The 24,037-nt window shown below is 67.3% G+C and carries 16 protein-coding genes and 2 tRNA genes; 12 read left to right on the forward strand and 6 right to left on the reverse strand.

All coding sequences use genetic code 11. From position 1 onward, the window contains the following. Positions 1-433 precede the first annotated feature (433 nt). The 6 genes from tig (at position 434) to WS69_RS13415 (ending at position 7,243) form a co-directional block, all read left to right on the forward strand. Positions 434-1,780: a trigger factor gene (tig, locus tag WS69_RS13390; protein WP_059471247.1), complete on the forward strand. Its 1,347-nt coding sequence runs from the start codon at positions 434-436 to the stop codon at positions 1,778-1,780. Positions 1,781-1,913: 133 nt separating this feature from the next. Further along, positions 1,914-2,567, forward strand: a complete 654-nt coding sequence (clpP, locus tag WS69_RS13395) for an ATP-dependent Clp endopeptidase proteolytic subunit ClpP (RefSeq protein ID WP_025989765.1) — start codon at positions 1,914-1,916, stop codon at positions 2,565-2,567. 159 nt (positions 2,568-2,726) lie between these two features. After that, the gene (clpX, locus tag WS69_RS13400; RefSeq protein WP_059471248.1) at positions 2,727-3,998 is read left to right on the forward strand and encodes an ATP-dependent Clp protease ATP-binding subunit ClpX; all 1,272 of its coding nucleotides are present in this window, start codon (positions 2,727-2,729) and stop codon (positions 3,996-3,998) included. A gap of 195 nt (positions 3,999-4,193) precedes the next feature. Next, on the forward strand, positions 4,194-6,614 hold the full coding sequence (gene lon / locus WS69_RS13405; RefSeq protein WP_059471249.1) for an endopeptidase La: 2,421 nt from the start codon (positions 4,194-4,196) through the stop codon (positions 6,612-6,614). Between the two features lie 224 nt (positions 6,615-6,838). After that, the gene (locus WS69_RS13410; RefSeq protein WP_059471297.1) at positions 6,839-7,111 is read left to right on the forward strand and encodes an HU family DNA-binding protein; all 273 of its coding nucleotides are present in this window, start codon (positions 6,839-6,841) and stop codon (positions 7,109-7,111) included. Positions 7,112-7,167: 56 nt separating this feature from the next. Continuing rightward, a tRNA-Val gene (locus WS69_RS13415) sits at positions 7,168-7,243 on the forward strand. A 356-nt stretch (positions 7,244-7,599) separates the two neighbouring features. On the opposite strand, the gene WS69_RS13420 is transcribed toward WS69_RS13415, so the two are convergent. Then, positions 7,600-7,929: an HPF/RaiA family ribosome-associated protein gene (locus WS69_RS13420; RefSeq protein ID WP_059471250.1), complete on the reverse strand. Its 330-nt coding sequence runs from the start codon at positions 7,927-7,929 to the stop codon at positions 7,600-7,602. Between the two features lie 407 nt (positions 7,930-8,336). Here WS69_RS13420 and WS69_RS13425 point away from each other — a divergent pair, with 407 nt between their 5' ends. The 4 genes from WS69_RS13425 (at position 8,337) to WS69_RS13440 (ending at position 12,004) form a co-directional block, all read left to right on the forward strand. After that, positions 8,337-8,831 carry a BCAM0308 family protein gene (locus tag WS69_RS13425; protein WP_059471251.1) on the forward strand — a complete coding sequence of 165 codons (495 nt, stop codon included), beginning with the start codon at positions 8,337-8,339 and terminating at the stop codon, positions 8,829-8,831. A 327-nt stretch (positions 8,832-9,158) separates the two neighbouring features. Next, on the forward strand, positions 9,159-9,608 hold the full coding sequence (locus tag WS69_RS13430; protein WP_226382820.1) for a carboxymuconolactone decarboxylase family protein: 450 nt from the start codon (positions 9,159-9,161) through the stop codon (positions 9,606-9,608). Positions 9,609-9,906: 298 nt separating this feature from the next. Next, positions 9,907-9,983 (forward strand) — tRNA-Asp (locus WS69_RS13435). 86 nt (positions 9,984-10,069) lie between these two features. Next, positions 10,070-12,004 (forward strand): SurA N-terminal domain-containing protein, encoded by a 1,935-nt coding sequence (locus WS69_RS13440; RefSeq protein ID WP_059471252.1) that lies wholly within the window; start codon positions 10,070-10,072, stop codon positions 12,002-12,004. A 311-nt stretch (positions 12,005-12,315) separates the two neighbouring features. Here the strand turns inward: WS69_RS13440 and WS69_RS13445 are convergent, their stop codons facing one another. Then, a complete protein-coding gene (locus WS69_RS13445; RefSeq protein ID WP_059471253.1) occupies positions 12,316-12,990 on the reverse strand; it encodes an arylesterase in 675 nt (224 codons plus the stop codon). Between WS69_RS13445 and WS69_RS13450 the strand changes: the two genes are divergently transcribed. Further along, positions 12,989-13,705 (forward strand): ABC transporter ATP-binding protein, encoded by a 717-nt coding sequence (locus tag WS69_RS13450; RefSeq protein WP_059471254.1) that lies wholly within the window; start codon positions 12,989-12,991, stop codon positions 13,703-13,705. The two genes, WS69_RS13445 and WS69_RS13450, sit on opposite strands and share 2 nt — an antisense overlap. Positions 13,706-13,975: 270 nt before the next feature. On the opposite strand, the gene pgi is transcribed toward WS69_RS13450, so the two are convergent. From pgi to WS69_RS13465, 3 genes are all read right to left on the reverse strand, one after another. After that, positions 13,976-15,598 (reverse strand): glucose-6-phosphate isomerase, encoded by a 1,623-nt coding sequence (gene pgi, locus WS69_RS13455; RefSeq protein ID WP_059471255.1) that lies wholly within the window; start codon positions 15,596-15,598, stop codon positions 13,976-13,978. Between the two features lie 98 nt (positions 15,599-15,696). After that, entirely contained in the window at positions 15,697-17,292 is a 1,596-nt protein-coding gene (locus WS69_RS13460; RefSeq protein WP_059471256.1) for an NAD(P)H-hydrate dehydratase, read from the reverse strand. 44 nt (positions 17,293-17,336) lie between these two features. After that, positions 17,337-18,641, reverse strand: coding sequence for an FAD-dependent oxidoreductase (locus WS69_RS13465; protein WP_059471257.1), 1,305 nt, complete (start codon positions 18,639-18,641; stop codon positions 17,337-17,339). A gap of 253 nt (positions 18,642-18,894) precedes the next feature. Between WS69_RS13465 and purL the strand changes: the two genes are divergently transcribed. Continuing rightward, on the forward strand, positions 18,895-22,992 hold the full coding sequence (gene purL, locus WS69_RS13470) for a phosphoribosylformylglycinamidine synthase (RefSeq protein ID WP_059471258.1): 4,098 nt from the start codon (positions 18,895-18,897) through the stop codon (positions 22,990-22,992). Positions 22,993-23,252: 260 nt separating this feature from the next. Here purL and WS69_RS13475 read toward each other — a convergent pair whose 3' ends face one another. Further along, a complete protein-coding gene (locus tag WS69_RS13475; RefSeq protein ID WP_059471259.1) occupies positions 23,253-24,032 on the reverse strand; it encodes a peptidylprolyl isomerase in 780 nt (259 codons plus the stop codon). Positions 24,033-24,037 lie beyond the last annotated feature (5 nt).

Here is a 24,037-nt window from a genome sequence, read left to right on the forward strand (position 1 = left end):
GGCGGATCGCGCGGGCGGGCACGGTGGATGCGGTGGACATGCGAGCGGCGCGAAGACCGGCGGGGATCGAAAAGGGAGCTTACCCGATGGCCCGCGGCTGCGGGATACCGCGCCGCGCATGTCCGGGATCGCACGGAGGGCGCCGCGTGCGCGATGCTGCGGCGCGCCACCGCCTGAACTCGCGGTGAGAGGAAAATAGTTTGCTAGAATAGTCGATTCTTCCGGCCAAAGCCGTTGCTCCAAGCCGCCGAACGAGTCGCATGCGGAAAGTTGCACGCGGGAGTCGCACGCGGGGCTGAGCGAGCCGCCAGCGCGGCCTGCGCCCGATGCGCTCGCACGAGCGAACGGACGGTGCGCGACAGCGCGTCCGTCGCAAGGCTGGCACGGCAAGGAAAAACCGATTCGCTCGAATAATTTTAGGACGATTGAAGCCATGGCTAACGTTGTTGAAAACCTCGGCAAGCTCGAACGCCGCGTGACGATCTCCCTGCCGAAGGATGTCGTGCAGAAGGAGATCGACGCCCGTATTCAGAAACTCGCGAAGAACGTGCGCATGCCGGGCTTCCGCCCGGGCAAGGTGCCGCTCAAGATGGTCGCGCAGCAGTATGCGGGCCAGGTCGAGGCGGAGGTGCTGAGCGACAAGATCGGTCAGGAGTTCTTCACGATCAGCCGCGCGGAGAACCTGCGCGTCGCGGGCCAGCCGAGCTTCGAGCCGAAGCAGGACGCAGCGGAGGGCGCGTACGCGTTCGACGCGACGTTCGAGGTGTACCCGGAAGTGAAGATCGGCGCGCTCGAGACGGCTGAAGTCGAGCGCTCGACGACGTCGATCGGCGACGCCGAAATCGACCGCACGCTCGACATCCTGCGCAAGCAGCGCGTGCACTTCCACGCGCGCGGCGAAGGCGGCGAGCACGGCGACGGCGGCGCGGACACGGCGGCGCAGAACGGCGACCGTGTGACGGTCGATTTCGTCGGCAAGATCGACGATGTCGCGTTCCAGGGCGGCACGGCCGAAGACTTCGTGTTCGTGCTCGGCGAAGGGCGGATGCTGCCCGAATTCGAGACGGCGGCGCTCGGCCTGAAGACGGGCGAGTCGCGCGAATTCGACCTGAAGTTCCCGGACGACTACCACGGCAAGGACGTGGCGGGCAAGACCGCGCAGTTCACGGTCACGACGAAGAAGGTCGAGTGGCCGCACCTGCCGGCGATCGACGCCGATTTCGCGAAGTCGCTCGGCGTCGAGGACGGCGATCTGACCAAGATGCGCGGCGAGATCAAGGAAAACCTCGAGCGCGAGGCGAAGCGCCGCACGCAGTCGATCGTGAAGAACCAGGTGATGGACGCGCTCTTGAAGATTTCCGAGCTCGACGTGCCGAAGGCGCTGATCGAGCAGGACCAGCAGCGCCTCGTCGAGATGGCTCGTCAGGATCTCTCGCAGCGCGGCGTGCCGAACGCGAAGGATGCGCCGATTCCGGCCGAAATGTTCGCCGATCAGGCCGAGCGCCGCGTGAAGCTCGGCCTTGTGCTGGCCGAGCTGGTGAAGGCGAACGGCCTCGAGGCGAAGCCGGAGCAGATCCGTGCGGAAGTCGACGAATTCGCGAAGAGCTACGAAGACCCGAAGGAAGTGGTCCGCTGGTATTATTCGAATCAGCAGCGCCTTGCCGAAATGGAAGCGTTCGTCGTTGAGAGCAACGTCGTCGATTTCGTGCTGGGCAAGGCGAAGGTGACGGACAAGGAAGTAAGCTTCGAAGCACTGGCGAGCGCAACGGCGCAAGCATAAGTGTTGCTCTAGCGGCGTGCCGGCTGTCGGAGCGACGGCCGGCACGCCGTTTTTTCATGATGCGGCGCCGCGTGCGACGTTCTCCGGCTCGTTTCCTGCCGTTCAATACTCATTCTCGGACAAGGCTCATTGAATGATTAATCGCGCTCAATTGCTTGACACGTTGGCTTCGCAAGCCCCGCGGGATTTCGAGGCGCAAGCGCTCGGGCTCGTGCCGATCGTCGTCGAGACGAGCGGTCGCGGCGAGCGTTCGTACGACATCTACTCGCGACTCCTGAAAGAGCGCATTGTGTTCATGGTCGGCGAAGTGAACGACCAGACGGCGAATCTCGTGGTCGCGCAGCTTCTGTTCCTCGAAAGCGAGAATCCCGACAAGGACATCAGCCTCTACATCAACAGCCCGGGCGGCTCGGTTTCGGCCGGGATGGCGATTTACGACACGATGCAGTTCGTCAAGCCGGACGTGTCGACGCTCTGCATGGGCCTCGCGGCCAGCATGGGCGCGTTCCTGCTCGCGTCGGGCGCGAAGGGCAAGCGCTATGCGCTGCCGAACGCGCGCGTGATGATCCATCAGCCGCTCGGCGGCGCGCGCGGCCAGGCGTCGGACATCGAGATCCAGGCACGCGAGATCCTCTACTTGAAGGACCGCCTGAACCACCTGCTCGCCCAACACACCGGTCAGGACGTCGAGCGCATCGCGCGCGACACCGACCGTGATAATTTCATGTCCAGCGAAGATGCGAAGGCGTACGGGCTGATCGACCATGTGTCGATCAAGCGCCCGTAAGCTTTAGTGGGGTGCCGCCCCAATAGGCGCGGCACCCGCCACACGCCCCGAGCATCTGCGGCAAAAGAACATCGCCGCCGTCTCCCGAGTATTTACCAGGTCATGGTATCGGGGACAAACGGCGTATCATGTAACTCACGTGTCCGGAGGCTCTAATTCATGGCGGACAAAAAAGGTTCGAACAGCGAGAAGCTGTTGTATTGCTCGTTTTGCGGCAAAAGCCAGCATGAGGTGAAAAAACTCATCGCAGGGCCGTCGGTGTTCATCTGCGATGAATGCATCGATTTGTGCAACGAGATCATTCGCGACGAAGCGGCCGCGGTGGGCGTCGAAGCCAGCCTGTCCAAATCCGACCTGCCGAGCCCGCAGGAGATTCGCGACATCCTCGATCAATACGTGATCGGGCAGGAACGCGCGAAGAAGATCCTCGCCGTCGCCGTCTACAACCACTACAAGCGCTTGAAGCATCTCGACAAGAAGGACGACGTCGAACTGTCGAAGAGCAACATCCTGTTGATCGGCCCGACGGGCTCCGGCAAGACGCTCCTCGCGCAGACGCTCGCGCGCCTTCTGAACGTGCCGTTCGTGATCGCCGACGCGACCACGCTGACGGAAGCCGGCTACGTCGGCGAGGACGTCGAGAACATCATTCAGAAGCTGCTGCAAAACTGCAACTACGAGGTCGAGAAGGCGCAGCGCGGGATCGTCTACATCGACGAGATCGACAAGATCAGCCGCAAGTCGGACAACCCGTCGATCACCCGTGACGTGTCGGGCGAGGGCGTCCAGCAGGCGCTCCTGAAGCTCGTCGAGGGCACGATGGCGTCGGTGCCGCCGCAGGGCGGCCGCAAGCACCCGAACCAGGATTTCATCCAGGTCGACACGACGAACATCCTGTTCATCTGCGGCGGCGCGTTCGACGGCCTCGAGAAGGTGATCACCGACCGCACCGAGAAGACCGGCATCGGCTTCGGCGCGACCGTGAAGAGCAAGCAGGAGCGGGACGCGGGCGAAGTGCTGCGCGAGGTTGAGCCGGAAGACCTGATCAAATTCGGGTTGATCCCCGAGCTGATCGGCCGTCTGCCCGTGGTCGCGACGCTCGGCAAGCTCGACGAAGCCGCGCTGATGAAGATCCTCGTCGAGCCGAAGAACGCGCTCGTCAAGCAGTATCAGAAGCTGTTCGCGATGGAGCGGGTCGAACTCGAAATTCGCCCGGACGCGCTGCAGGCGGTCGCCCGTAAGGCGATCCGTCGCAAGACGGGCGCGCGTGGGCTGCGTTCGATCATCGAGCAGGCGCTCCTCGACGTGATGTACGAACTACCGACCCTCAAAGGGGTCGGCAAGGTGATCATCGACGACAATGTCATCGAAGGGGACGGCAAACCGTTACTCATTTATGAGGACACGCCGAAAGTGGCGGGTTCGAATTGATCGGCTTTGAAGTTTCGTGAGCAAAAAAGCCGTTCATGGAATCGTGAACGGCTTTTTTTCGTTTATCTTGTGGGTAACTCTGACTCGAACCGCACGGTAACTTTTTTACTGAATATTTCCCACGCGCTGAAGGCTTGCAATCCGCTGTGCCGGCCTTACTTACCGAATAATTGATTCCACTCATGGGGAAATGAAATGTCAGGCACCCAACTTCTCCCGCCGGAACGCACTACGCTCCCGCTGCTGCCGCTGCGGGACGTCGTCGTTTTCCCGCACATGGTGATCCCGCTCTTCGTGGGCCGGCCGAAGTCGATCAAGGCTCTCGAGGTGGCAATGGAAGGCGGCAAGCACATCATGCTTGTTGCTCAGAAGACCGCCGCAAAGGATGAGCCGACCGACAAAGACATGTACGACGTCGGCTGCATCGCGAACATCCTGCAGATGCTGAAGCTGCCCGACGGCACCGTGAAGGTGTTGGTCGAAGGGTTGCAGCGCGCGCAGGCGCTCTCGATCGAAGAGCAGGAGACGCAGTTCTCGTGCGAAGTGATGCCGCTCGAACCGGACCACGCCGACAGCGCCGAGACGGAAGCGCTGCGCCGCGCGATCGTGTCGCAGTTCGATCAGTACGTGAAGCTGAACAAGAAGATCCCGCCTGAAATTCTGACGTCGCTGTCGGGTATCGACGAGGCAGGCCGGCTCGCAGACACGATCGCGGCGCACCTGCCGCTCAAACTCGACCAGAAGCAGCACATCCTCGAGATGTTCCCGGTCATCGAGCGGCTCGAGCACCTGCTCGCCCAGCTCGAGGCGGAGATCGACATCCTGCAGGTCGAAAAGCGCATCCGCGGGCGCGTGAAGCGCCAGATGGAGAAGAGCCAGCGCGAGTACTACCTGAACGAACAGGTCAAGGCGATCCAGAAGGAACTGGGCGAAGGCGAGGAAGGCGCCGATCTCGAGGAACTCGAGAAGCGCATCAACGCCGCGCGCATGCCAAAGGAAGCGAAGAAGAAGGCCGATGCCGAGCTCAAGAAGCTGAAGCTGATGTCCCCGATGTCGGCGGAAGCGACCGTCGTGCGCAACTACATCGATACGCTGATCGCGCTGCCGTGGCGCAAGAAGAGCAAGGTCAACAACGACTTGGCCAACGCCGAGAAGGTCCTCGACGAGGATCACTACGGCCTCGAGAAGGTCAAGGAACGGATCCTCGAGTACCTCGCGGTGCAGCAACGCGTCGACAAGGTGAAGGCACCGATCCTGTGCCTCGTCGGGCCTCCGGGCGTCGGCAAGACCTCGCTTGGCCAGTCGATCGCGCGCGCGACGAACCGCAAGTTTGTCCGCATGGCGTTGGGCGGCGTGCGCGACGAGGCCGAGATCCGCGGTCACCGTCGGACCTACATCGGCTCGATGCCGGGCAAGATCCTGCAGAGCCTGTCGAAGGTCGGCGTGCGCAATCCGCTCTTCCTGCTCGACGAAGTCGACAAGATGGGGATGGATTTCCGCGGCGATCCGTCGTCGGCGCTGCTCGAAGTGCTCGATCCGGAGCAGAACCACACGTTCGCCGACCACTACGTCGAGGTCGATTTCGATCTGTCGGACGTGATGTTCGTCGCGACGTCGAACTCGCTGAACATTCCGCCGCCGCTCCTCGACCGGATGGAAGTGATCCGTTTGTCGGGCTACACGGAGGACGAAAAGGTCAGCATCGCGCAGCGCTACCTGCTGCCGAAGCAGAAGAAGAACAACGGCCTGAAGGAGGGCGAGATCGATGTCGCCGAGCAGGCGATTCGCGACATCATCCGCTACTACACGCGGGAAGCCGGTGTGCGGTCGCTCGAGCGCGAAATCTCGAAGATCTGCCGCAAGGTCGTGAAGATGCTGCTGCTGAAGAAGGCGACGGGCGCGATCAAGGTCGACGGCGAGAACCTTGACACGTTCCTCGGCGTGCGCAAGTACGATTTCGGTCTTGCCGCGAAGGAGAACCAGGTTGGCCAGGTCACGGGTCTCGCATGGACCGAAGTGGGCGGCGATCTGCTGACGATCGAGGCGGCCGTGATGCCCGGCAAGGGCAACGTGATTCGTACGGGCTCGCTCGGCGACGTGATGAAGGAGTCGGTCGAGGCCGCGCGCTCGGTCGTGCGCTCGCGCTCGCGACGGCTCGGCGTCAAGGACGAGGCGTTCGAAAAGCAGGACATCCACATTCACGTGCCGGAAGGCGCGACGCCGAAGGACGGTCCGTCCGCCGGCATCGCGATGACGACGGCGCTCGTGTCGGTGCTGACGGGCATTCCGGTGCGCGCCGACGTTGCGATGACGGGCGAGATCACGCTGCGCGGGGAGGTGCTGCCGATCGGCGGTCTGAAGGAGAAGCTGCTCGCAGCGCACCGCGGCGGTATCAAGCTCGTGCTGATTCCGGAAGAGAACGTGAAGGATCTCGCGGACATTCCGGACAACGTGAAGAACGCGATCGAAATCGTGCCGGTCCGTTGGATCGACAAGGTGCTCGAACTCGCGCTCGAACGTCTGCCGAGCGCGCTGCCCGAGGAAGAGGCGAAGGCGGCGGCGCCCGTCGCGGAACCCGCGAAGGATGCCGGCTCGACTGAGGTCGTCAAGCACTGAGTGCGCGCAGGTAGTTCGCGCTTCGCTGACAAGCCCACGGCCGCGAGGCCGTGGGCATTGTTTTTGTACGCGACGGCAGGTTGCGCTCGCGAGCGAGTCTGCTAGCGGCGGACGCGTCTTGACGTTTTCGTTTCGGTTTCCTCTAATGGATGGGAGCGGCGCGCGGCGCTTTTTTCCTGCTTGCGCGCCGAGCGACGAACAACCCGACCGGCTACGGAGCGTGGATGAACAAGACCGAATTGATCGAACATATCGCAAGGCAGGCGGACCTGTCGAAGTCGGCGGCGGCGCGTGCCCTCGACGCGCTGCTCAGCGGCGTCACGAGCGCGCTGCAGCAGGGCGGCGCGGTGACGCTCGTCGGCTTCGGCACGTTCGAGGTCGGCAAGCGCGCTGCGCGCGTCGGCCGCGACCCGCGTACTGGCGAGGCGATCGAGATCCGCGCGGCGAACATGCCTAAATTTAGGGCTGGCAAAGCACTAAAGGATGCGCTAAACTGATAGGCTTGTTATTTGAAGGGGCGATGCCCCGGTCTAGAACGGTGTGAATCCGGAGCGGGTGCTTAGCTCAGTTGGTAGAGCGGCGCCCTTACAAGGCGTAGGTCGGGAGTTCGAGCCTCTCAGCACCCACCAGTTCCGTTTCGCGACACGCGTTCGACGCAACCCGAAGAAGACTGCAGCAATGACTGAAACCCGCATGGCGATTGCCTTTGCGGGTTTTTTGTTTTGCGGCTCCGTTGGAGAAACGCGGCTCGCTTGAAGGCGCCGCTCCCGGCCAGTCGCCGAATTACAGCGATGACGACGCCGGGGCGCGTATTGCGGCGCCACGCTGCGATCGTTTGGCGTCGTTCGGCTGGCCTCAAGATGCCATGGGTGCCGTGCCATGGGTGCAGCGTCGTCGGCTCGCATGTGCGGGCGGGCGCCGCGCACTCACGGCCCGCCGCGGCGCGGCTCGTGGCGCGCGAGGCCTGCGGCGATGCCGCACCACATCACACGGACTGCTTCGTCCGATCCTGGCGCTTGTTCACCGCGTCGTCGAGCATCCGCTCGGCATTCTTGAACGCGTCGCGCAACGCGACGTACACGTCCTCGTCGGATTCGCGATTGGACACGAGCTCGCGCCCCGGGATCGTCACGTCGATGTGCACGTCGAACGGCTTGCCCCGGTGCTTGTGCTTGTCGTCGAGGATCACGCTGACCCGGCAGCGGATGATGTCGGCGCAATAGCGTTCGAGCTTGGCGGCGTGGCGGGCGACGGCCTCTTCGAGCGTGTCGGAGCGAGGCATGCCTTGAATCGAGATTTCGAGCGGTAATTTCATTGTTGTACTCGGTGAAAAACGAAGTTGGTCGTGCGTATGCGTCGTCGACCACGGACGATGCGCGAAGCGGATTCGCGCGGCTCGGATCCTTGCGGGCGGCGACGCGTTCATTGTTCGCCGTGGCCCGAATTGCGGCTTGACGTCGATCAACGCTGGGCGATTGCGTTCGGACGGGCGCGAGGTGCATTCACGGCGCGCGTGCGCCGTGATGCGGCGGCGCATCTTGCGTGAGCGGGAAAGGTGCGACGCGCATGGTATGAACGCGAGCGTCGCACACCGCAGCGCTCGGTGCGCGAGCGCCCGATGCGCGGCATGGCTTCGTTGACTCAGGTCAACGTCGGCGCGGACACCTGCCATAGGCTGAGGTTGTCGTTGCATTCGTTCGGTGTCATGCAAGGAGCGTCTCCATGAACCATCGCACGCGGCCTTTCAAGGCAGGCAGTCACGAAGAGGTTTATCCCGGGCTCGCGCAAGATCCTTATGCGATGCGTCGCAAACTGCGCGAGCCGACGGTGTGCCCGACCTGTGGCGCGGTCTTCAGCGCCGGGCGCTGGCAGTGGCTCGCGCGTCCCGACGACGCGCACGAGCATCAATGCGGCGCCTGTCAGCGTACCGCCGAGCGTCTGCCGGCCGGCTATCTCCATATCGACGGACCATTCGCCAACGAGCATCTGTCCGAGCTGCTCCAGTTGCTGCGCCATCACGAGGAGCGTACGCGCGAGGGGCACCCGATGCAGAGGATCATGTCGATCGACACCGACGACGGCGCGACGGTCGTGACCACCACCGACGTCCATCTGGCGCGCAATCTCGGCTCGGCGCTCAAGTCCGCATATCAGGGCTCGCTCGACCTGAAATACAGCCTCGACGAACAGCTCGTTCGCGCGTATTGGCGTCGATGAGCGCCGCGCGCGAATGCGCAGGACGTCGAGCTGCGTTGACGCGCATCATTCGGCGGACCGGCCGCCCGCACACAGTCGTTTCGTGGCGAACGCATTTTCGTCATGCTGGCGACGCCGCGTGAACGCGCTTCGCATGGAGCGCCGTGCCTCGATTGTGGTTCCTCGGCCGTGCCGTGGCGCTCGACGCGCGGCGGGCTGGCCGGGACCATGCTCCGGCTGTCGTAGACAGGCCGCCACGAGACCGAAGATGAGGAAAATCAATCCCGAGCAATATCACCTGAATTTCAGGTGATGCTGGGCAGGCCGGCGAATAGTCCGCTCGGACCCGTGCTCGACGGATTCTTCCGAATGCATCGGCCGGCGCTCGCGGGTAGCGCGATCGACGAACGCGACAAGCAGCTGATCGCGATCGCGGCGCAATGCGACGACTATATCGACGACTGTATTGGCTACTACGTGCACGAAGCGTTACATGCGGGCGCGTCCGATCGCGAGATTCTCGACGCCGCCGGCGTCGTGGTGATGATGGGCGGCGGGCCTGCCGTCGTCTACGCGTACCACGGACGAGGCGTTCGAGCCGTTCTCCGGGGCCGCGTCATCGGTGCCGCTCGATGCGGTGCTGGCCGGCACGGCGACCGTCGACGATCCCGCCCGGGCGGCGCGATTTTTCGCGCTCGTCTCGGCCGGGCGATTGTCGGCGTGCGGCGGCGGTCGGTTGGCGGTGCGACACGGTGCGATTCGCGCTTTGGCTTTCATGCCGGTTGCCGTTGCCGATGAGGCCGGCAACTCGCGCGTTTCACATCGTCGACGGAAGGCGGGGGCCGTGAGTGGCGATTGGCAATTCGTGAGGCGTGGTCCGTCGTAGATCGTGCCCCGAATCGCAAGCGGCAAACAAATAAATTGCCGTTGCGCCCGAACGACAGCTTCGGATACCATTGCAGATTGTCGCGCTGTCGCGGTAGCTGCTGGGTCCGGCCGAGTGCGCCGAGTGCGCGCCTTGCCCGCCCAGGGTTCGAGCGAGCCGGGCGCCTCGGCATGCGGTTCGGTGCCATTCCCCGCATGCAAGCAAGACCAAGGAGCGGTAGTTCAGTCGGTTAGAATACCGGCCTGTCACGCCGGGGGTCGCGGGTTCGAGTCCCGTCCGCTCCGCCATCATCCCGAAAGGCGAACTCCGGTTCGCCTTTTTTCTTGCCCGCTGTTGTAATATCGGGCGTTTTGTCCAGCTCACGCCGTCACGCATGCTCGATTTCTTTCGCAATCACCAGCGCCTGATGATGTTCTTCCTGCTCCTGATCGTGCTGCCGGGGCTTGGGATCGTCGGCATTCAGGGTTTCCGTGGGTTCTTCGACGAAAGCGCGAACGTCGCGGCCGTCAACGGACACAAGATCACGCGTGCCGAGTTCGACGGCATGCTGCGCCAGCAGATCGACCAGGCGCGCCAGGCGCTCGGCGCGCAGTTCGACATGAAGGCGTTCGACACGCCGGAGCGCCGTCAGCAACTGCTCGACGGACTGATCCAGCAGCGCGCGCTCGCCGACGAGACGCAGCGCCTGCACCTGACCGCATCGGACGGCGCGGTGCGCCAGACGCTCCTCGGCGATCCTGTGATCTCGTCGCTGAAGAAGCCGGACGGTTCATTCGACGCCGAGCGCTACACGCAGATGCTCGCGATGCAAGGCATGACGCCCGATCAATACCAGGAGCGCGTGCGCTACAGCCTCGCGCTGCAGCAGATTCCGACGAGCATCGTGTCGAGCGCGTTCACGCCGAAGAGCGTCGCGCGCCGCCTGACCGAACTCGCCGAGCAGCAGCGTGAGGTGCAGCCGATGGTGCTGAAGTCGGCCGATTACGCGGCGAAGGTGCAGCCGACCGACGCGCAGATCTCCGCCTATTACGACGCGCACAAGCAAGCGTTCGCGACGCGCGAGACGGCGACGATCCAGTACCTCGTCTACTCGCAGGCGACGGCCGCCGCGGCGGCGCAGCCGAGCGACGTCGACATCAAGAAGTACTACGACGACAACATCGCGCACTACCGCACCGACGCGCAGGTGCGCGTGAGCCACATCTTCATCGCCGCGGCGAAGGACGCGAGCGCGGCCGACAAGGCGGCCGCGAAGGCGAAGGCTGAGCAGTTGCTCGCTGAAGTGAGGGCGCATCCGGACCAGTTCGCACAGATCGCCGAGAAGAACTCGCAGGATGCGCCGTCGGCCGCGAAGGGCGGCGACCTCGGCTTCATCACGCGCGGCTCGACCGCGGGCGGCACTGCGTTCGACGACGCCGCGTTCGCGCTGAAGAAGGATGAAATCAGCGGCGTCGTGCAAGGCGACTTCGGCTTCCACATCCTGAAGGCGACCGACGTGAAGCCGGCCGTCGTGAAGCCGCTCGCGGAGGTGAAGGATTCGATCGCCGCCGACCTGAAGCAGCAGTTCGCGGCGAAGGCGTTCGCCGACAACGCGGAAGGCTTCTCGTCGACCGTGTACGAGAAGGCGAAGAGTTTGCAGCCGGCCGCCGACAAGTACAAGCTGACGGTCCAGACCGCGACGGTGTCGCCGCAGCCGAACCCGGCGCTGCCGCCCGACAGCCCGCTCAACAACGCGAAGTTCCTCGCGGCCGTGTTCGCCGTCGATTCGGTGAAGAACGGCAACAACACGCAGGCGATCGACGTCGGCAACAACACGCTGATTGCCGCGCACGTGACGAATCACCAGCCGTCGGTCGTGCCCGCGCTCGACGCGATCAAGGATCTGGTGCGCGCGAAGGTGGTCGCCGAAGAGGCGGCGCGCCTCGCGAAGCAGGACGGCGAAGCGAAGCTCGCGGAGTTGCGCAAGTCGAAGTCGACGGCGGGCTTCGCCGCGGCCGACAAGATCTCGCGCACGCAAGCGCACGGGCTGCCGCCCGCGGCGGTGAGCGCGATCTACAAGGTCGATCCGAAGACGCTGCCTGCGTACGTCGGTGTCGATCTCGGCAGCGACGGCTATGCGATCTTCCGCGTGAATTCGGTCGCGGCCGCGGCGCCCGTCGACGATCAGCGCCTCGGAGCCGCTCAGCAGCAGCTCGCGCAGGTGTACGCGCAAAGCGAGACGGAGGCGTATCTCGCGTCGCTGCGCACGCGCTCGAAGGTCAAGCTCTACGGCCCGGCCGCCGGCACCGCGCAGGACGGCTCGAACTGACGGCGACGGCGCGCGCGAGCGTGCCGGTTCGATGAGGAAACAGCCCCGCCATCGTGCGGGGCTGTTTCGTTTCTGCGAACGCGACAGCCTCGGGCGGCTCAGCAGGCGTTCGGGGCTCGATTCGTCGAGCGGTGTCGGGCGCTATGGCGGGGGCAGCGGGCGACAAGCCGATGCGAAGCCGCATCGGCTTGTCGGCATGCGTCGTATCGGCCGGCCTGTCGGCGCCGGCGCGTCGCCACGGAGCAGGACGTTCGCCGCCGGCCGGCTGGGCGCGGGTACGAGCGCGGGCGGCGTCTCCGCGCATCAGCGTATCAATGCGACGACGCGCGCAACAGCGGCTTGAGCGCCGGCCATACGTTGTCGAGCAACCGGCGCTGTGCGGCCTGTGTCGGATGGATCTGGTCGGCCTGGAACATGTCGGGCTTGTTCTCGATGCCGGCGAGCAGGAACGGCACGAGCGGCACGCGCATCTCCTTCGAGAGCGCCGTGTAGACGCCGTGGAATTTCTGCGTGTAGTCGGGCCCGTAGTTCGGCGGCACGTACATGCCGACGAGCAGTACCTGCGCGCGCGCCTGCCGCGCCTGTGCGACGATCTCGCGCAGATTGCTTTCGGTCGCGGTGAGCGGCACGCCGCGCAGCGCGTCGTTCGCGCCGAGCTCGACGACGACGACGGCGGGCTTGAGCCGCGCGAGCACCGCAGGCAGCCGCGCGCGGCCGCCGCTCGTTGTGTCGCCGGAGATGCTTGCGTTTGCGACGCTATAATCGATCCGCTCGGCCGCGAGGCGTGTGCGCATCAGCGCAACCCAGCCCGTGTCGCGCGGCAGGCCGTACTCGGCCGACAGGCTGTCGCCGAGCACCACGATCACCGGCTTGCCGCCGTGAGCGTCCGTCAACGGCGCGGCATTCGTTGCGGCGGATGCCGGGCCGCCGAACGTCGCGATCACGGCGAGCGTTGCGCCGACCTTCCAGCGAAAAGTGCGTTTCATGCTCAAGATTACCGATCCGATCATCGAAGTACGGAATGTGTGCAAGCGTGTCACCGATGCCGTCGGCGAACTGACGATTCTCGACGGCATCGACCTGACGGTCCGTGCGGGTAGCAGCGTCGCGATCGTCGGGGCGTCCGGATCGGGCAAATCGACGCTGCTCGGCCTGCTCGCCGGCTTGGACAGCGCGACCGAGGGCACGGTTCGCCTGTTCGGCCAGGATCTCGGCCAGCTCGACGAGGACGCACGCGCGGCGCTGCGCAACGGCACGGTCGGCTTCGTGTTCCAGTCGTTTCAACTGATGCCGCATCTGACCGCGCTCGAGAACGTGATGCTGCCGCTCGAGCTGCAGGGCGGTGTCGGCGCGCGCGAGACCGCGAAGCGCGCGCGCGCGTTGCTCGAGGAAGTGGGGCTCGGCGCGCGCACCGGCCACTATCCGAAGCTCTTGTCGGGCGGCGAGCAGCAGCGCGTCGCGCTCGCGCGCGCATTCGTCACGCGTCCGGCGCTACTGTTCGCCGACGAGCCGACGGGCAGTCTCGACGCGGCGACGGGCCATGCGGTCATCGATCTGATGTTCGAGCTGAATCGCACGCACGGAGCGACGCTCGTGCTCGTCACGCACGATCCCGAACTCGCGCGCCGCTGCGGCACGACGGTCGTGCTCGAAGCGGGGCATTTGCACGGCGCGGATCACGTGCGGCACGAGGCGAGCTGACGCGGGGCGCAGCGCAGGCTTGACGCCGGTGCGTCGGGCGGTCATCGGCCGGCGGTCGGCGAACTTGCCCGTCGCGGACCGATTCGGCGATGCTGCGGGCGCCTGTGCTGTGGGACGGCGTTCGGCTTGCGCGGCGCAGAGAAGCCGATGCTGTGAAACCGCAAGACCCCAAGACCGGCAGCCGGGCCGCTCGGAATCGATGCATCGCGCGCACCGAGCGGCACGACGACGGCGCATCGCGGCCGCAGCGCCCGTCGCCGCGCGTCTTGCCTATCGACCCAGCGCCTTTCGCGCGCGCGCGATCAGCGTCGACGTCGACGAATCGTGCTTCGCCGGATCGGCTTGCGCGGCCGTAAGATCGGCCTCGACGACCTTGCCGAGGATCTTGCCGAGCTCGACGCCCCACTGATCGAACGGATTGATGTTCCATACGGCCGCCTGTACGAGCACCTTGTGCTCGTACAGCGCGATTAGCGCGCCGAGCGTGCGCGGCGTGAGCGCGTCGACGAGCAGCGTCGTCGTCGGCCGGTTGCCCGGGAACGTCTGGTGCGGCGCGAGCTCGGGCTTGTCCGGGCCGGCGATCTTGCGCGCTTCGTCGAGCGTGCGGCCGAGCATCAGCGCCTCGCTCTGCGCGAAGCAGTTCGCGAGCAGCTTCGGATGATGGCTCGCGAACGGATGCTCGGGCGTGAGCACGGCGATGAAGTCGATCGGCACGAGCGTCGGGCCCTGGTGCAGCATCTGGAAGAATGCGTGCTGCCCGTTCGTGCCGGGCTCGCCCCAGGTGACGGCGGACGTCGGGTAGTCGACGAACGCGCCGTCGATTTGCGCAGACTTGCCGTTGCTCTCCATCTCGAGCTGCTGCAGATACGACGGCAGGTAATGCAGCGCTTCCGAGTACGGCGCGACGAGGTAGCTCTGCGCGCCGAAGAAATGGCGATACCAGATGCCGACGAGGCCCTGCAGCACCGGCAGGTTGCGTTCGAGCGGCGCGATGCGGAAGTGCTCGTCCATGTCGTGCGCGCCGGCGAGCAGCTCGTCGAAGCGCTCCGGCCCGATCGCGATCATGATCGACAGGCCGACCGCCGACCACAGCGAATAGCGGCCGCCGACCCAGTCCCACATCTCGAACACGTTCGTCTCGGCGATGCCGAACTTGACGACCTCGGCGGGATTCGCCGACACGCCGACGAAGTGCTTCGCGAGCGCGTTCTCCGGGCAGCCCTTCGCGACGAACCAGTCGCGCAGCGAGCGCGCGTTCGTCATCGTCTCGAGCGTCGTGAAGGTCTTCGACACGATGATCGCGAGCGTCTCTTCCGGATCGATCTGCTCGAGCACGCGCGCGAGATCGGCGCCGTCGACGTTCGACACGAAGTGCGTCGAGATGTCGGGCGTCGCGACGTGATGCAGCGCATGGACGACCATCTTCGGCCCGAGGTCCGAGCCGCCGATGCCGATGTTCACGACATGGCGGATCCGCTTGCCGGTGTAGCCCGTCCACGCGCCGCTGCGCACCGCGTCGGCGAAACGCGCCATCTTCGCGCGCTCGGCCGCGACCTGCGCGTGGAACGGCGCGTCGGGCGAATTCGCGCGCAGCGCGGTGTGCAGCGCGGCGCGGCCCTCGGTCGGATTCACGATCTCGCCCGCGAACATCGCGTCGCGGCGCGCTTCGACGCCCGCTTCGCGCGCGAGCTGGACGAGAAGACGCAGCGTCGCGTCGGTGATGCGGTTCTTCGAGAAGTCGGCGGCGAGGCCGCCGCCTTCGAACGTGAAGCGCTCGGCGCGCGTGGGGGCGGGATCGTTGGCGAGGGCGAACCAGTCGCGCAGATGCGCGTCGCGGATCTCTTCGTAGTGCGCTTGCAGCGCGGGCCAAACGGGGAGCGAATTCAGCGTCATGGCGATCAGGAGCGAAACAGCACGAATCGGGGAAGGCCGCGCCCGCATGCCGGCGCGCGGCATGCGGGCGGACGAGGAGCCCGCCTACGGCGGGACGATCAGTATAGCGGCGCTTGGCCCGGCGTGGCGGGCCGCGTATAAAACAGCCGATTGATCAGCACGCGCACCACGGCCGCGAGCTCGCCCGCGGCCGTGCCCGCCGGGCCCGCGCCCGCCGCGCACAGCCGCTCGGCGGCGAGCCCGTGCAGGTAGACGCCCGCGAGCGCGGCTTCGAAGCGCGGCATCCGCTGCGCGAGGAACGCGCCGATCAGGCCGCCCAGCACGTCGCCCGTGCCGCCGGTGGCGAGCGCCGCGTTACCGGTCGGGTTGATCGCGACGCGGCCGTCGGGCGCGGCGATCACGGTGCCGGACCCCTTCAGCACGACGACCGCCGAGAAGCGTGCGGCGAGCGCGCGGGCGGCCGCGACGCGGTCGCGCTGGACGTCGGCCGCATCGGTCGCGAGGAGGCGCGCGGCTTCGAGCGGATGTGGCGTGAGGACCGCGGCGTCGCCCGCGCGGCCGCGCGCGGCGAGCGCATCGGCGAGCTCGGGCGTCTTCGCGATCAGGTTCAGGGCGTCGGCGTCGATCAGCTTCGGCGCATCGAGCGGCAGCAGCGCCGCGAGCGTGCGCGCGGCGCGCTCGCTCGCGCCCAGCCCGCAACCGATCGCGAGCGCGGTGAGCGCGGCGGCCGGCAGCGCGTCGGCGGGATGCAGCATCAGCTCCGGATATGGCGGATCGTACGGCGGCGCGCCCGCGCCGACGAAGCCGACGTGGACCTTGCCCGCGCCCGCGAAGAGCGCCGCGCGCGCGGCGAGGATCGGCGCGCCGCACATGCCGGTGTCGCCGCCGACGATCGCGACGCTGCCGTACGTGCCCTTGTGCGAGGCGAACGCGCGTTCGGGCAGGCGCGCGCCGAAGAGGTCGGGGGCGTTCAGCCGGATCGCGGGCGCGGCGAGCGCGTCGAGATCGAGGGGCGCGACGTGAATCTCGCCAGCGAGATCGCGCCCGTCGCCGGTGTAGAGGCCGGGCTTCGCGGCGATGAACGACAGCGTGTCGGTCGCCGCGACAGCGGGCCCCGCGCCGACGTGCACGCCGGTGTCGCTGTCGAGGCCGCTCGGCACGTCGAGCGCGAGCACGCGGCCCGTGTGCCGCGCGCGCGCCGCCATCCGCTGTGCGATCGCCGCGAACGCGCCGTCGAGCGGCCGCGCGAGGCCGATGCCGAACAGGCCGTCGACGAGCCAGCCGTAGCCGTCGAACGATCCGGGCGCCGCGTCGTCGATCGGCACGTTCGCCGCGCGCGCGCGTTCGAGCGCCCAGCGCGCGTCGTCGGGCTTCGCTTCGATCGGCATCCAGACGTCGGCCGCGAAGCCGAGCCGCCGCAGCTCGGCCGCGGCGACGAGCGCGTCGCCGCCGTTGTTGCCGGGGCCGACCGCGAACCAGACGGGCCGCGGGTCGCTGACGAGCCGCGTGGCGAGCCATTGCGCGGCGGACTTGCCCGCGCGGTCCATCAGCGTGTGCGGCGGTAGCGCTGCGGCGGCCCCGGTTTCGACGCCGCGCAGCTCGGCGACGGTCAGGAGCGGCTCGCTCGCGTGAATCGGCGGCGCGTCGAACGGATCGGACGAGTGAAGCAGGGGAGAATCGGTAGTGACGATCATGGGCGGCTCGCGATCACGCGCCGCCCGCGTGCAGCCGGGTGGCGTCAGGTGGCAAAGCGCTCCGCGCGCAGCGCGGCGAGCGTGTCGGCGGGCACGCGCTGCGCGCCGCCGCCGACGTAATCCGCCACCACTTTAGCAGACCCGAACGCGAGGCCCCAGCCCGCCGGGCCGTGGCCGAAGTTGACGAAAATCCGCGGATCGGCCGTCGGCCCGACGACCGGCAGACCGTCCGGCGACAGGAGCTTCGCGCCTTGCCACGCGCGCGCGGCGGAGATCTTCGCGGTGCCGGGCAGCCAGTCGTGCGTCGCCTGGCCGAGGAGCGCGAGCGCCGCTTCCGACAGCGGCTCAGGCAGCGGCCGCGCGATGTCCTTCGCGCTTTGCAGCACCGCGCCGCCGCCGATCCGCAGCCGCTGGCCGAGCCGCGTGATCGTGATCCGCTTGACCGAATCGACGATGCTCAGATGCGGCGCGTGCTCCTCGTACGCGAGGGGCGCCGTCAGCGTGTGGACGCGCACCGGATGCAGCGGCGCGTGCACGCCGAGCCGCTCGACGAGCGCGAGGCTCTCGGTGCCCGCCGCGACGACGATCGCGTCGGCCGAGACCACGTCGACTTCCTTCGATTTCGCCGCGCGCGGGTCGGCCGGGTCGGGCGCGAGCTCGACGGCCGCGCGCTTCGCGTCGGTGCGGATCGCGGCGACCGCGCGGCCGAGCCGGAACTGCACGTCGCGCTCGTCGAGCACCTGCTTGACGAGCTTCACGAAGAGCGGGCAGTTCGCCGTGCGTTCCTGCGCGAACAGCACGCCACCCGCGAACGCGGGCTCGGTCGGCATCGACGGCTCGAGCGCCGCGCATGCGGCGGGCGTGAGCGTCTCGTAAGGCAGGCCGAGGTCGCGCATCAGGTCGAGCGCGGGCTGTGCGTCGTCCCATTCGGCTTGCTCGCGCACGACGTGCAGCACGCCGCTCTTCTGCTCGAATTCAAGGCCGAAGCGGGCTTCGACGTCGGCGATCGCATCGCGCGACAGTTCGACGAGCGGCCGCAGCTTCGCGTACTGCGCGGCGAACGCGACGGGCTCGCGCAACGCGTCGAGGCGGCGCGTGAAGCGCCGCAGCGCGCCGTTGAAGCCCGGCCTGTAGACGATGCCGCTCTTCTGCGCGCGCCGCTCGCGCATGAAGGTCGGGCCGAACCACACGTCGAGCGGCGTCGGCAGCAGGGCGCCGCCCTGGCCGTAGCTCGCGCCCTGCGCGACCGTCGCGTGGCGTTCGACGACGCACACGCGATGGCCGGCCGCGCGCAACTGGTAGGCGGTGGCGATGCCGGCCATGCCTCCGCCGATGACGATTACATCCATGTTCGATTCGATGACAGGCGCCGCATCCGGCCCGATTGAAGATCCGCGTGGCAGGCCGTGCCCGGCCTGGTGAAGCGCGCATGATAGCGCCAAATGACGCGCGCCGGCCGGTGCGGGTGCGCGCGGCGCGGCTCGATGCATGCGGGCGGGCGCATGCGGGCGGCCGTTCGGCGGGCGACTTCCGGGTATAATTACGGCCTTCCTTACGCCCCACGTCGCCAGCTTGCGCGACTCATCGACGTCAGTCCAGCCCATGGCTCACTTCTCGTGTTTTCCCGGTGCTTCGGCGCTTTCCGATTTCCGTCAAACCCGCCTGCTCGATGCGCTCCGGCAAATCGACGGCGACATCGTCGCGGTCCGCGGCCAGTATCTGCATTTCGTCAATGCGCATGAGCCGCTCGCCGCGGACGACAACGCGCGCATCGACGCGCTGATGCACTACGGCGCGCCGTTCGAGCCCGCCGCCGAGAAGGGCGCGACCGACACGTTCGTCGTGCTGCCGCGCTTCGGCACCGTGTCGCCGTGGGCGAGCAAGGCGACCGACATCGCGCAGCACTGCGGGCTGTCGCGCGTGCGGCGGATCGAGCGCGGAATCGAGTTCACGGTGACGCTCAAGGCCGGCATTCTGGGCGTCGGCGCGAAGAAGGCGCTGTCGGCCGACGCGCGCGCGGCGGTCGCGGCGGCGCTGCACGACCGGATGACGGAAAGCGTCGTCGGCTCGCGCGACGATGCGCGCCATCTGTTCGACGAGCTGCCGGCGAAGCCGCTCGCGACGGTCGACGTGCTCGCGCAGGGCCGCGGCGCGCTCGGGCGCGCGAACGTCGAGCTCGGCCTCGCGCTCGCCGACGACGAGATCGACTACCTCGTCGACGCATTCAAGAAGCTCGAGCGCAACCCGACCGACGTCGAGCTGATGATGTTCGCGCAGGCGAACAGCGAGCACTGCCGCCACAAGATCTTCAACGCGCAGTGGACGATCGACGGGCAGGCGCAGGACATGTCGCTCTTCGCGATGATCCGCAACACCGAGAAGATGAGCCCGCAAGGCACGATCGTCGCGTATTCGGACAACTCGTCGATCATGCGGGGCGCGCTGGCCGAACGCTGGTTCCCGCGCGGCGCGAACGGCTCGGGCGAGCCCGCCGAGCGCTATGGTCGCCACACCGAGCTCACGCACACGCTGATGAAGGTCGAGACGCACAACCACCCGACGGCGATCTCGCCGTTCCCGGGCGCGGCGACCGGCGCGGGCGGCGAGATCCGCGACGAAGGCGCGACGGGCCGCGGCGCGCGGCCGAAGGCGGGCCTCGCGGGCTTCACGGTGTCGAACCTCGATTTGCCCGACGCGCGCCAGCCGTGGGAAAACGCGCGCGACGCCGCGCAGCCCGTCGGCGAGCGCAATGCCGACGCGCCGCATGGCCCGTACGGCCGCCCGGACCGGATCGCGTCGCCGCTCTCGATCATGATCGACGGCCCGCTCGGCGGCGCCGCGTTCAACAACGAATTCGGCCGCCCGAACCTCGGCGGCTACTTCCGCGTCTACGAGCAGAACGTCGGCGGCCAGGTGCGCGGCTATCACAAGCCGATCATGATCGCGGGCGGCATCGGCAACATCTCCGACGCGCACACGCACAAGCACGACGTGCCGGCCGGCTCGCTCCTCATCCAGATCGGCGGCCCCGGCATGCGGATCGGCATGGGCGGCGGCGCGGCGAGCTCGATGGCGACGGGCGCGAACACGGCCGAACTCGATTTCGACTCGGTCCAGCGCGGCAATCCGGAAATCGAGCGGCGCGCGCAGGAAGTGATCAACAGCTGCTGGCAGCTCGGCGACGCGAACCCGATCCTCAGCATCCACGACGTCGGCGCGGGCGGCTTGTCCAACGCGTTCCCCGAGATCGTCGACGGCGCAGGCAAGGGCGCGCGCTTCGAGCTGCGCAAGGTCGCGCTCGAGGAGTCGGGCCTGTCGCCGCGCGAGATCTGGTCGAACGAGGCGCAGGAGCGCTACGTGCTGGCGATCGCGCCGGCCGAGCTGCCGCGCTTCGAGGCGATCTGCGCGCGCGAGCGCTGCCCGTTCTCGGTGGTCGGCGTCGCGACGGACGAGCGCCGACTGCAGCTCGTCGACGATCAGGCGACGGGCGTCGAAGCCTATCCGGTCGACATGCCGATGGAGGTGCTGCTCGGCAAGCCGCCGCGGATGCACCGCGACGTGAAGCGCGTCGCGGCCGCGCGTGCGAGCGTCGACGTGACGGGCGTGTCGCTCGCCGACGTCGCGCGCGACGTGCTCAAGCACCCGACCGTCGCGAGCAAGTCGTTCCTCATCACGATCGGCGACCGCACGGTTGGCGGCACGTCGGTGCGCGACCAGATGGTCGGCCCGTGGCAGGTGCCCGTCGCCGACTGCGCGGTCACCGCGCTCGACTACGCGGGCTTCGCGGGCGAGGCGATGACGATGGCCGAGCGCACGCCGCTCGCGGTGATCGACGCGCCCGCGTCGGGCCGGATGGCGGTCGGCGAGGCGATCACCAACATCGCGGCCGCGCCGATCGCGTCGCTCGACAAGCTGAAGCTGTCCGCGAACTGGATGGCCGCGTGCGGCACCGAAGGCGAGGACGCGAAGCTCTTCGACACCGTGAAGGCGATCGGCATGGAGCTGTGCCCCGCGCTCGGCATCGGCATCCCGGTCGGCAAGGATTCGCTGTCGATGAAGACGAAGTGGGACGAGGATGGCGTTGCGAAGGAAGTCGTCGCGCCGGTGTCGCTGATCATCTCGGCGTTCGCGCCCGTCGAGGACGTGCGCCGGCATCTGACGCCGGAGCTGCGCCGCATCGCCGACGTCGGCGCGAGCGTGCTGATCGCGATCGACCTCGGCCGCGGCAAGAATCGCCTGGGCGGCAGCATTCTCGCGCAGGTCACGCAGCAGGTCGGCGACGCGGCGCCCGACGTCGACGATCCGGAAGACCTGAAGCGCTTCTTCGCGGCGATCCAGTCGCTGAACGGCGCAGGCAAGCTGCTCGCGTACCACGACCGCTCGGACGGCGGCCTGTGGGCGACCGTCTGCGAAATGGCGTTCGCGGGGCACGCGGGCGTGTCGCTGAACGTCGACATGCTGACGCTCGATGCGCAGCACGAATCCGATTACGGCGATGCGAAGGACTGGGCGAAGCAGACGAGCGGCCGCCGCGAAGACCGGACGATCCGCGCGCTTTTCTCCGAAGAGCTCGGCGCGGTCGTCCAGGTGCGCGCGGAAGACCGCGACGCGGTGCTCGGCGTGCTGCGCGAGCATGGCCTGTCCGCGTGCTCGCACGTGATCGGCGCGGTCAACGAGACCGACGCGATCGAGGTGTACCGCGATGCGAAGAAGGTCTACGAAGCGCCGCGCGTCGAGCTGCAGCGCGCGTGGGCCGAAGTGAGCTGGCGGATCGCGCGGCTGCGCGACAACCCGGCCTGCGCGGACGCCGAATACGACGCGATCCTCGACGCGGAAGACCCGGGCCTGTCGCCCGTGCTGTCGTTCGATCCGGCGGAAGACGTCGCCGCGCCGTTCATCTCGCAAGGGGGCGCCTTTCCGAGCGTCGCGACGGGCGCGCGGCCGCGCGTCGCGATTCTGCGCGAGCAGGGCGTGAACTCGCATCTGGAGACCGCCTACGCGTTCGATCGCGCGGGCTTCGACACGCACGACGTCCACATGAGCGACTTGCTCGCGGGCCGTGCGTCGCTCGCCGATTTCGCGGGGGCGGTCGCGTGCGGCGGGTTCTCGTACGGCGACGTGCTGGGCGCGGGCGAAGGCTGGGCGAAGACGATCCGCTTCAACGATCAGCTGGCCGAGATGTTCGCCGCGTTCTTCGCGCGGCCCGACACGTTCGCGCTCGGCATCTGCAACGGCTGCCAGATGATGTCGAGCCTCGCGTCGATGATCCCGGGCGCCGAAGCGTGGCCGAAGTTCACGCGCAACAAGTCCGAGCAGTTCGAGGCGCGCCTGTCGTTCGTCGAAGTGCAGCGCTCGCCGTCGATCTTCTTCGCCGGCATGGAAGGCTCGCGGATTCCGGTGGCGGTCGCGCACGGCGAAGGCTATGCGGACTTCTCGCAGCAGGGCGATGCAAGCAGCGTCGCGGTCGCGATGCGCTTCGTCGACCACCGCGGCAACGCGACCGAGCGCTATCCGTTCAACCCGAACGGCTCGCCCGCCGGCATCACGTCGGTGACGACGGCGGATGGCCGCTTCACGGTGCTGATGCCGCACATGGAGCGTGTCCATCGCACGGTGACGATGAGCTGGCATCCGGAAGGCTGGGGCGAGGCGAGCCCCTGGCTGCGCGTGTTCCGCAACGCGCGCCGCTGGCTCGGCTGAGCGCAGGCGCTAGACGGGGCATCGTTCTTCGCGGCGCCGGTCGGGCGGTCGGCTGCCGCAAGGGTGCGGCCGAGGCGCACTCTGCTGCTCGTGCGACCGGCCGGTCCGCCGCGCGAGCCTCGTGAATGCGAAGGCGATTCGGCGATGCCGCGACACCGACGTTTCGTCTGCGCCGCATGCAAAAAAGCCGCTCCAATTTTGGAGCGGCTTTTTTTACGACGTTCGGCCGCGTGCAATATGCGGTGTCGAAGCGGCGATCGTTACTGGACCTTCGCTTGCTGACGCAGGCCTTCCTCGAACGCCTGCAGCTTCTGCTGGACCATCTGCTGCGCGATCTGCTGCTTGACCTGCTCGAACGGCGGCGGCGTGATGCTGCGGATGTCGTCGACGCGGATGATGTGCCAGCCGAACTGCGTCTTCACCGGCGCATCCGTCATCTGGCCTTTCTGCAGCTGCTGCGCGGCCGCTGCGAATTCCGGCACGTATGCCTTCGGATCGGACCAGTCGAGATCGCCGCCGTTCTTCGCCGAGCCCGGGTCCTTCGAGAATTGCTTCGCGAGATCCTCGAACTTCGCGCCGCCCTTGATCTTCGCGATCAGGTCCTTCGCCTGCTGCTCGTTGTCGACGAGGATGTGGTGCAGGTGATACTCGCGGCCCGCCGCGCTCTTCACGAGGTCGTCGTAGCGCGCCTTCAGCTCGGCGTCGCTCGGCTGGTTCTTCTTCAGGAAATCCTCGATCAGCGCGCGCAGCACGGCGGTCTGCTGCGCGACGACGATCTGCGCCTTTACGTCCGGACGATTCGGAATCCCGCGCTTGATCGCTTCCTGCATCAGGATTTCGCGGTTGACGAGTTCCTGGCGCACCGCCTGCTCGAGCTGCGGCGTGTCCTGCTGACCTTGCTGAACGAGTTGCGCGATCATCGCGTCGGCGCGCGACTTCGGAATCGGCGTGCCGTTTACGACGGCGATGTTCTGGGCGAAAGCCGGAGCGGCTGCGAGAGCGGCTGCCGCGGCCCACAGACGGGGAGATTTCAGGATCATCGGGA

The sequence above is a fragment of the Burkholderia sp. BDU5 genome (assembly GCF_001522845.1).
In the GTDB taxonomy this organism is placed as follows: Bacteria; Pseudomonadota; Gammaproteobacteria; order Burkholderiales; family Burkholderiaceae; genus Burkholderia; species Burkholderia mayonis.